We start from the raw sequence: 7,766 nt of genomic DNA on the forward strand, positions 1-7,766 counted from the left end.
GCTCGCGAAAGCGGTCTTTCAGTCAACCTCTTCGGCGACTGAAACACCGCATTCGCGAGCAGGCTCGCTCCCACAATTTTGATCCCGCGCCGATCAGAAGCTGGTGCTGAACCGACGGACGCCGTTTTCCACCGCCGGAATCTGCGCCGCGGTGCTGCCGGATGCCTGGAACAGCACCAGGTGATCCGCCGCTACGCGAATCCCGACCTGCGCGCCAACCAGATGATCGGCATGGCTGGGGAAGATCGATTCCAGTTGTGCACCGGTCGGCAGTTGCAAGCGATACAAGGTCGCCGCGCCGAGGAATGTCTTGCCGACAATCTGCGCCTGCAATGGGCTGTCCGGTGCATAAACAATGTCATCCGGACGCAACAGCACATCCACCGCACCGCCGATCGGCCAGGTGTAGGCGCGATTACCACGCAGCTCACCCAGCTCGGTCTGCACCGATTCCGGGGTGACGAGCTGGCCGCGAATGAAATAGCCCTGACCGATGAAACTGGCGACATATGGCGTCGCCGGTTCGTGATAGAGGTTGTAGGGCGTGTCCCACTGTTCCAGCCGACCTTCCTTGAACACACCAACGTGATCGCTGACGGCGAAGGCTTCTTCCTGATCGTGGGTGACCAGAATCGCACTGGTACCACGGGCCTTGAGGATGTCGCGTACCTCATGGCTGAGCTTGCGGCGCAGTTCGCCATCTAGGTTGGAGAACGGCTCGTCGAGCAGCAGCAACTGCGGCTCCGGCGCCAAGGCACGGGCGAGGGCGACGCGCTGTTGCTGGCCGCCGGACAGCTCGTGGGGGAAGCGCTTGCCGAGGTTTTTCAGGTTGACCAGTTCCAGCAGCTCTTCGACCACGCGTGCCTTGTTCGGGTGCTTGCGAATGCCGAAAGCGATGTTGTCGGCCACACTCAGGTGTGGGAACAGCGCGTAGTCCTGAAACACCATGCCGATCCGGCGTTTCTCCGGCGCCAGGGTGAAACCGGCACTGGACAGGGTTTCGCCACCGAGGGTGATTTCGCCTTCGTGCACCGGTTCGAAACCGGCGATGGCGCGCAGGGTGGTGGTCTTGCCGCAGCCGGACGAGCCGAGCAGGCAGCCGATGTCGCCGGCGTTGAGGTGCAGATTGAGGTTCTGCACTACGCGTTGATCTTGATAGCCGCAAGCGAGGTTGCGCAGGTTCAGCAGTAATTCATGGCTCATGCGTGGTGATATGCCGGTTCGACGAGGAACTCGAGCAGGGCCTTCTGTGCGTGGAGACGGTTTTCTGCCTGATCCCAGGCGACGGAGCGCGGGTCATCGAGCAGGTCGAGACTGATTTCTTCGCCACGGTGCGCCGGCAGGCAGTGCATGAACAGCACGTCCTCGGCAGCGAGGTCGAGCAGGGCACGGTTGACCTGGAACGGCGCGAACAGCTTGAGGCGCTTGGCAGTTTCCTCTTCCTGGCCCATCGAAGTCCAGACGTCGGTGCTGACCAGATGCGCGCCACGCACGGCGTCTTGCGGATCGCGGACGATGGTCACGCGATCACCAGCCTGGGCGACGAATTCCGGGTTCGGCTCGTAGCCTTCCGGGCAGGCAACGCGCAGCTGGAAGTCGAACTGGATCGCCGCTTCTATATAGCTGTTGCACATGTTGTTGCCGTCACCGATCCAGGCCACGGTCTTGCCCTGGATCGAGCCACGGTGTTCGAGGAAGGTCTGCATGTCGGCGAGCAACTGGCAAGGGTGCAGATCATCGGACAGGCCGTTGATCACCGGCACCCGCGAGTTGGCGGCGAATTCGGTGAGGGTGCTGTGGGCGAAGGTGCGGATCATCACCGCATCGAGCATGCTCGACATGACAATGGCGCAATCGCTGATCGGCTCGCCACGGCCCAGTTGGGTATCGCGCGGGGACAGGAAGATTGCCTGGCCGCCGAGCTGGATCATGCCGGCCTCGAAGGAGATCCGGGTGCGGGTCGAGGATTTTTCGAAGATCATCCCCAGCACGCGGTTTTTCAGAGGCTCGAACAGTACGCCGCGGTTACGCAGGTCCTTGAGCTCAACGCCTCGACGGATCACGCTGACCAGCTCTTCGGGCGTGCAATCCATCAGGGAGAGAAAGTGCCTTGCGCTCATCATTGACTACCTTTTTGCTACAGACCGCAGATGCTCAAAGCCTTGTTTAACGGAACAACGGGCGAGACCTGCGGCGTAAGCCGCACGGGGCGACGAAATAGGGGAAGGCGCGATATTGACACTAAATGTCGCGTTTTTCCAATAGGGTACTTTTGTCAGCGGGATTCGGAGCGCGGACCGGGCATTTCGATCACGCATGTGAAGCCGGATTCAGTACAGCGGTGAGCCTCTTTGTACACTGGCGCCGCCGGGCTTGGCAATGCGCCGCGACGGCAACGCAGCGGTCCTGGTCGGTTTACGAGCGCGGCGCCACCGATTCGCTTGGTCGGATGTTCAGACTGAAACATTTGCTAAAGCAAAGTGCTGGGTTATAAATAAGTTTCGAGCGACGCAGGAAGCCTCCGCATGGAATCGAAAGAACAACTGTTAATGGAACTGCTGGGCCACACGGCTCGCTCCCTGACCCATCTCACCGCGTCCGTCACCTCGATGTCTTTCGAGTTGCTGCGCAGTGACGACGAAGTGGTCAAATCCGCCGGTCGGCACATGATCGATCGCATGGCCACCATCAGCGCCGGGCTCGATGAGCACTGGCGGTTGATCGGCGAGCTCACCGGCGTCCACGTCGCCCATGAGCAGATAGAAACCATCCAGGAGATCCAGCTGGCGGCACCGCCGCAGTTGCCGCCGAACTGATCGCGGCGATTTATCGGCTGTCCTGATAACCGTCGATTCACAAGACGAACGTCGCTGGCGCCGTCTCTGCGCACGGGCCATAGTTTTGTTCCCGCGGGCGTGATCGCCTGCTCCCGAACAAGACAGAGACTGGCCATGACCAAGACTCTTCACCACCGTGCATGCCACCTGTGCGAAGCCATTTGCGGCCTGACCATCGAAACCACGGAAACCGATGGCAACGTCGCGATCACCTCGATCAAGGGTGATGCCCTCGACACCTTCAGCCGCGGCCATATCTGCCCGAAAGCCGTGGCCCTGCAAGATATTCAGAACGATCCCGATCGCCTGCGTCAGCCGATGCGCCGCGTCGGCAGCGAATGGCTGCCGATCGAATGGGACGAGGCGTTTGCGCTGGTGGCCGAGAAACTCGCGGCGATTCAGGAACATCACGGGCAGAACGCCGTTGCGGTGTATCAGGGCAATCCGAGCGTGCACAACTACGGCCTGATGACCCACAGCAATTACTTCCTGGGGTTGCTGAAAACCCGCAATCGCTATTCGGCAACGTCGGTCGATCAACTGCCGCACCACCTCAGCAGCTATCTGATGTACGGCCACGGCTTGCTGTTACCGATTCCCGATATCGATCACACCGACTTCATGCTGATCCTCGGCGGCAATCCGCTGGCGTCCAACGGCAGCATCATGACCGTGCCGGACGTCGAGAAGCGCCTGAAGGCGATTCAGGCGCGCGGCGGCAAAGTGGTGGTAGTCGATCCGCGCCGCAGCGAAACCGCAGCGATGGCCGATCAGCACGTGTTCGTCCGCCCGGGCGGCGATGCGGCGTTGCTGTTCGGCATGCTCAATACGCTGTTCAGCGAAGGCCTGACCCGCGACAGCCATTTGCCGGTCGATGGCCTCGACGAAGTGCGAAACGCCGTGGCTGAATTCAGCGCCGAAGCGATGAGCCCGCTCTGCGCGGTGCCTGCCGAACAGATCCGCCAACTGGCGCGCGACTTCGCTGCCGCACCGAGTGCCGTCTGCTATGGACGCATGGGCGTTTCGACCCAGGCCTTCGGCACTCTCTGTCATTGGGTGGTGCAGTTGATCAATCTGGTCACCGGCAATCTCGACCGCGTTGGCGGTGCACTGTGCACCGAACCCGCTGTGGATCTGGTGGCGTCGACCTCGGGCGGGCATTTCAACAAATGGCAGAGCCGGGTTTCCGGTCGTCCGGAATACGGCGGCGAGTTGCCGGTCTCGGCACTGGCCGAAGAGATGCTCACGGAGGGCGAGGGGCAGATCCGCGCGCTGATCACCGTGGCCGGCAACCCGGTGTTGTCGACACCCAACGGCCGGCAGTTGGAGCAGGCGCTGGACGGCCTCGACTTCATGCTCAGCATCGACCTGTACATCAACGAAACCACGCGCTATGCCGATCTGATCCTGCCGTCGACCTCGGCGCTGGAAAACGACCACTACGACACCACTTTCAACCTGTTCGCGGTGCGTAACGTGACCCGCTTCAATCGCGCCATCCTCGGCAAGCCCGAGGGGGCTTTGCATGATTGGGAGATCTTCGTCGGGCTGGCCAAGGCCTTCGCCGAGAAAACCGGTAAAGAACTGAAACCGACGATGCCGCCGGCGAAGATGATCGACATGGGCCTGCGCATGGGCCGCTACGGCGATGCGTCCGAGCACAAGTTGTCGCTGGCGACGCTGTTCGATCATCCGCACGGCATTGATCTTGGGGCGCTGAAGCCGAATCTGGCGTCACGTCTGAAAACGCCGAATCAGCGTATCCAGGCCGCACCGCCGGAAATTCTCGCCGACCTCGCACGCTTTGCCGCGTTGCAGGCGCCGGCAGCCGATGAATTGTTGATGATCGGTCGCCGCCATGTACGCAGCAATAATTCGTGGATGCATAATTTCCATCGACTGGTGAAGGGTAAGCCACGGCATCAGTTGCTGATGCACCCGGATGACCTGGCCAGCCGTGGTCTGGCCGATGGGCAGCGGGTTCGGGTGAGTTCGCGGGTCGGGCAGATCGAGGTGGAAGTGCTCGCCAGTCTCGACATGATGAAAGGCGTGGTCAGCCTGCCGCACGGTTGGGGCCACGCGCGCCCGGGCGTGCAGATGGCGATCGCCAGCGGCCAGCCGGGGTCGAGCGCCAACGACCTGACCGACGAGTGTCAGCTTGACGAACTGTCGGGCAACGCGGCGTTGAACGGTGTGCCGGTGACCGTGGCGGCGGCCTGAGCGGGTCTGTCGGGGAGACCGAGCATGGCGCTCGGGATTCCGTTACAATGCGCCACCGTGCCGACCTCTGAGTCGGAAAGTTCAGCCGAGGTGCTCCATGGATATCATCGAAACGATTAAAGAGCAGATTGCCAACAACACCATTCTGCTTTACATGAAAGGCTCGCCGAATGCCCCGCAGTGCGGCTTCTCCGCGAAGGCTGCGCAGGCTGTGATGGCCTGTGGTGAAAAGTTCGCGTACGTGGACATCCTGCAGAACCCGGAAATCCGCGCCAACCTGCCGAAGTACGCCAACTGGCCGACTTTCCCGCAACTGTGGGTCGGCGGTGAGCTGGTTGGCGGCAGCGACATCATGACCGAGATGGCTGCAGACGGTTCGCTGCAAAGCACCATCAAGGCGGCTGTCGAAGCGGCAGCGGCGAACAAGTCCGAAGCCTGATTCGCTCTTGCAGGGATTTCGCAACCTCTGAAATCCCGGCGATAAAAAAGCCCCGCACCTCGAAAGAGGGCGGGGCTTTTTAGTATCTTGCGAGGGTCAGATCACTCTTCGCCCATCTGCGACTGCAGATAGTTTTCCAGGCCGATCTTGTCGATCAGGCCGAGCTGGGTTTCCAGCCAGTCGATGTGTTCTTCTTCCGACTCGAGAATGTCTTCAAGCAGTTCACGGCTGCCGAAGTCACCAACGGTTTCGCAATGGGCGATGGCGGCTTTCAGGTCGGCGTGACCGGTCTTTTCGATGCGCAGGTCGCATTCGAGCATTTCGCGGGTGTGCTCGCCGATGTGCAGCTTGCCCAAGTCCTGAACGTTCGGCAGGCCTTCAAGGAACAGGATGCGCTTGATCAGCTTGTCCGCGTGTTTCATCTCGTCGATGGATTCGTGGTATTCGTGCTTGCCGAGCTTGTTCAGACCCCAATCTTCATACATGCGCGCATGCAGGAAGTACTGATTGATCGCGACCAGCTCATTGGCGAGGATCTTGTTGAGATGCTGGATGACTGTAATGTCGCCTTTCATGATCGGAGTCCTGCCCTGTATTAACCGTATATAAGGCGGAGTTTGAGCTTGGCAGTTATAAGTGTCAAACCTAAGTTATTGAATAATAAATGAAAATTAATCGGAATAAGAATGTTTGTGTTCCGCGTCTGGACGCTAAGCAATTGATTTTCAGGCATAAAAAAACCGGACATCTAGTCCGGTTCTTTGAAATGGGGGCATTTACGCAGCAGTAAATTCTACCGGGTAAGGGATCGCGGCCTGGGCGGTTTGCAGCTTGGTCAGGGTTTCGCGCACCACTTCCTTGGCAAGGCAGGCGCATTTGCCGCACTGGCTGGCGACGCCGGTGGCCTGGCGAACTTCTTTGTAGCTGCAGCAACCTTCATAGATCGCTTCGCGGATCTGTCCGTCGGTGACGCCAGTGCAGAGGCAAACATACATAAGTAAGAACCGTCGCTGGTTGTGACTCAATTGCGATGGATCTTAATGTTAACGAGAATGATTGTCAAAGTGCTTTCGGAACGCTTCGCAGCCAATTTCCCGGCGACTGACGAACGGTATCTTCCAAATGCGCGTCTGACCCCATGAATACGCAGTGGATAACCGAACAGGGAAAATCCGTTACGGACAGGCCAAACACGCAGTGTATGATGGTCGTCCCTTGCGAAGAGGGTTCGTGTCACAGGGCTGTCGCCTGAGGGTGACAGGCTGGCCCGGACCCTGAACTTCAAGTTTCTACACCAGGAGATATCAATGAGCGTACTCGTAGGCAAACAAGCCCCAGACTTCACCGTCCCGGCCGTACTCGGCAATGGCGAGATCGTTGACAGCTTCACCCTGTCCTCGGCCATCAAAGGCAAATACGGCCTGGTGTTCTTCTACCCGCTGGACTTCACCTTCGTCTGCCCGTCCGAGCTGATCGCTCTGGACAACCGCATGGCTGACTTCAAGGCGCGCAACGTTGAAGTGATCGCTGTGTCGATCGACTCGCACTTCACCCACAACGCCTGGCGCAACACTCCAGTGAACAATGGCGGCATCGGCCAGGTGAAATACACCATGGCTGCCGACATGAAGCACGACATCGCCAAGGCATACGACGTTGAATCCGAAGGCGGCGTGGCTTTCCGTGGCGCGTTCCTGATCGACGACAAAGGCGTGGTTCGCTCGCAGATCATCAACGACCTGCCGCTGGGCCGTAACATGGAAGAGCTGATCCGTCTGGTCGACGCGCTGCAATTCCACGAAGAGCACGGCGAAGTCTGCCCGGCCAACTGGAAGAAAGGCGACAAAGGCATGAACGCTTCGCCGGAAGGCGTTGCGGCTTACCTGACCGAGAACGCTGCGGCCCTGTAAGGCGCAACGTCGAGGTACAAAAAAACCGGCCCACGTCAGACTGTGTGAAAACGCACTAACGGCGGTTCCAGCAAACGCCCCGACTTGTTCGGGGCGTTTGCTTTTGTGCTCACAGCAAACGAAAAAAGGCGTTTCAGCCCATCAGCGCCATCATCTGGCGCACGCCCAACACGTTAATTGCTCTTTTCAGGTTGTAGGCGTTCACCGCCAAGGCCATTTCAGCTCTCGCGCCTTCAAGCTGTCGCAGCAAGAATCGAGCGTTACCAAATAACCACTGTTTAAGGTTGCCGAAGGGATGTTCGACGATGGATCGTCGGCTGACCATCATTTCGGGATGCGCCTGCATTCGCTGCTCCATTC

The 7,766-nt window shown here is 59.5% G+C and carries 9 protein-coding genes; 4 read left to right on the top strand and 5 right to left on the bottom strand.

Features of this window, described 5'->3' with window-relative positions:
• Positions 1 to 93: 93 nt before the first annotated feature.
• Positions 94 to 1,203 carry an ABC transporter ATP-binding protein gene (locus QMX86_RS26460; protein WP_236168277.1) on the bottom strand — a complete coding sequence of 370 codons (1,110 nt, stop codon included), beginning with the start codon at positions 1,201 to 1,203 and terminating at the stop codon, positions 94 to 96.
• Positions 1,200 to 2,120, bottom strand: coding sequence for an ornithine carbamoyltransferase (argF, locus tag QMX86_RS26465; protein WP_024014160.1), 921 nt, complete (start codon positions 2,118 to 2,120; stop codon positions 1,200 to 1,202). Before argF ends, QMX86_RS26460 begins: the two co-directional genes overlap by 4 nt.
• A 405-nt stretch (positions 2,121 to 2,525) precedes the next feature.
• Here argF and QMX86_RS26470 point away from each other — a divergent pair, with 405 nt between their 5' ends.
• The 3 genes from QMX86_RS26470 to grxD all read left to right on the top strand — a co-directional run bounded on the left by QMX86_RS26470 (position 2,526) and on the right by grxD (position 5,496).
• Complete coding sequence (locus QMX86_RS26470; protein WP_016773401.1) at positions 2,526 to 2,816, top strand: hypothetical protein; 291 nt, start codon at positions 2,526 to 2,528, stop codon at positions 2,814 to 2,816.
• 135 nt (positions 2,817 to 2,951) lie between these two features.
• Entirely contained in the window at positions 2,952 to 5,057 is a 2,106-nt protein-coding gene (locus QMX86_RS26475) for a molybdopterin oxidoreductase family protein (RefSeq protein WP_258717360.1), read from the top strand.
• A 97-nt stretch (positions 5,058 to 5,154) separates the two neighbouring features.
• Positions 5,155 to 5,496 carry a Grx4 family monothiol glutaredoxin gene (gene grxD / locus QMX86_RS26480; RefSeq protein ID WP_016773402.1) on the top strand — a complete coding sequence of 114 codons (342 nt, stop codon included), beginning with the start codon at positions 5,155 to 5,157 and terminating at the stop codon, positions 5,494 to 5,496.
• A gap of 101 nt (positions 5,497 to 5,597) precedes the next feature.
• Here the strand turns inward: grxD and bfr are convergent, their stop codons facing one another.
• Entirely contained in the window at positions 5,598 to 6,071 is a 474-nt protein-coding gene (gene bfr / locus QMX86_RS26485) for a bacterioferritin (RefSeq protein ID WP_016773403.1), read from the bottom strand.
• A gap of 201 nt (positions 6,072 to 6,272) precedes the next feature.
• Positions 6,273 to 6,491 carry a bacterioferritin-associated ferredoxin gene (locus QMX86_RS26490; protein WP_003227725.1) on the bottom strand — a complete coding sequence of 73 codons (219 nt, stop codon included), beginning with the start codon at positions 6,489 to 6,491 and terminating at the stop codon, positions 6,273 to 6,275.
• A 312-nt stretch (positions 6,492 to 6,803) separates the two neighbouring features.
• Between QMX86_RS26490 and QMX86_RS26495 the strand changes: the two genes are divergently transcribed.
• Positions 6,804 to 7,406 carry a peroxiredoxin gene (locus QMX86_RS26495; RefSeq protein ID WP_003227723.1) on the top strand — a complete coding sequence of 201 codons (603 nt, stop codon included), beginning with the start codon at positions 6,804 to 6,806 and terminating at the stop codon, positions 7,404 to 7,406.
• A 133-nt stretch (positions 7,407 to 7,539) separates the two neighbouring features.
• On the opposite strand, the gene QMX86_RS26500 is transcribed toward QMX86_RS26495, so the two are convergent.
• Positions 7,540 to 7,766 (bottom strand): transposase (locus QMX86_RS26500; RefSeq protein ID WP_282387109.1); only part of this gene is annotated, 227 nt, incomplete at its 5' end.

The organism is Pseudomonas sp. PS01270 (assembly GCF_029959775.1).
Lineage (GTDB): Bacteria > Pseudomonadota > Gammaproteobacteria > Pseudomonadales > Pseudomonadaceae > Aquipseudomonas > Aquipseudomonas atacamensis.

Bases quoted from the DNA above. Each gene is read 5' to 3' on its own strand.
- QMX86_RS26495 (WP_003227723.1), top strand. From the start codon at position 6,804: ATGAGCGTACTCGTAGGCAAACAAGCCCCAGACTTCACCGTCCCGGCC.
- bfr (WP_016773403.1), bottom strand. From the start codon at position 6,071: ATGAAAGGCGACATTACAGTCATCCAGCATCTCAACAAGATCCTCGCC.
- argF (WP_024014160.1), bottom strand. From the start codon at position 2,120: ATGAGCGCAAGGCACTTTCTCTCCCTGATGGATTGCACGCCCGAAGAG.
- grxD (WP_016773402.1), top strand. From the start codon at position 5,155: ATGGATATCATCGAAACGATTAAAGAGCAGATTGCCAACAACACCATT.
- QMX86_RS26460 (WP_236168277.1), bottom strand. From the start codon at position 1,203: ATGAGCCATGAATTACTGCTGAACCTGCGCAACCTCGCTTGCGGCTAT.
- QMX86_RS26475 (WP_258717360.1), top strand. From the start codon at position 2,952: ATGACCAAGACTCTTCACCACCGTGCATGCCACCTGTGCGAAGCCATT.
- QMX86_RS26470 (WP_016773401.1), top strand. From the start codon at position 2,526: ATGGAATCGAAAGAACAACTGTTAATGGAACTGCTGGGCCACACGGCT.
- QMX86_RS26490 (WP_003227725.1), bottom strand. From the start codon at position 6,491: ATGTATGTTTGCCTCTGCACTGGCGTCACCGACGGACAGATCCGCGAA.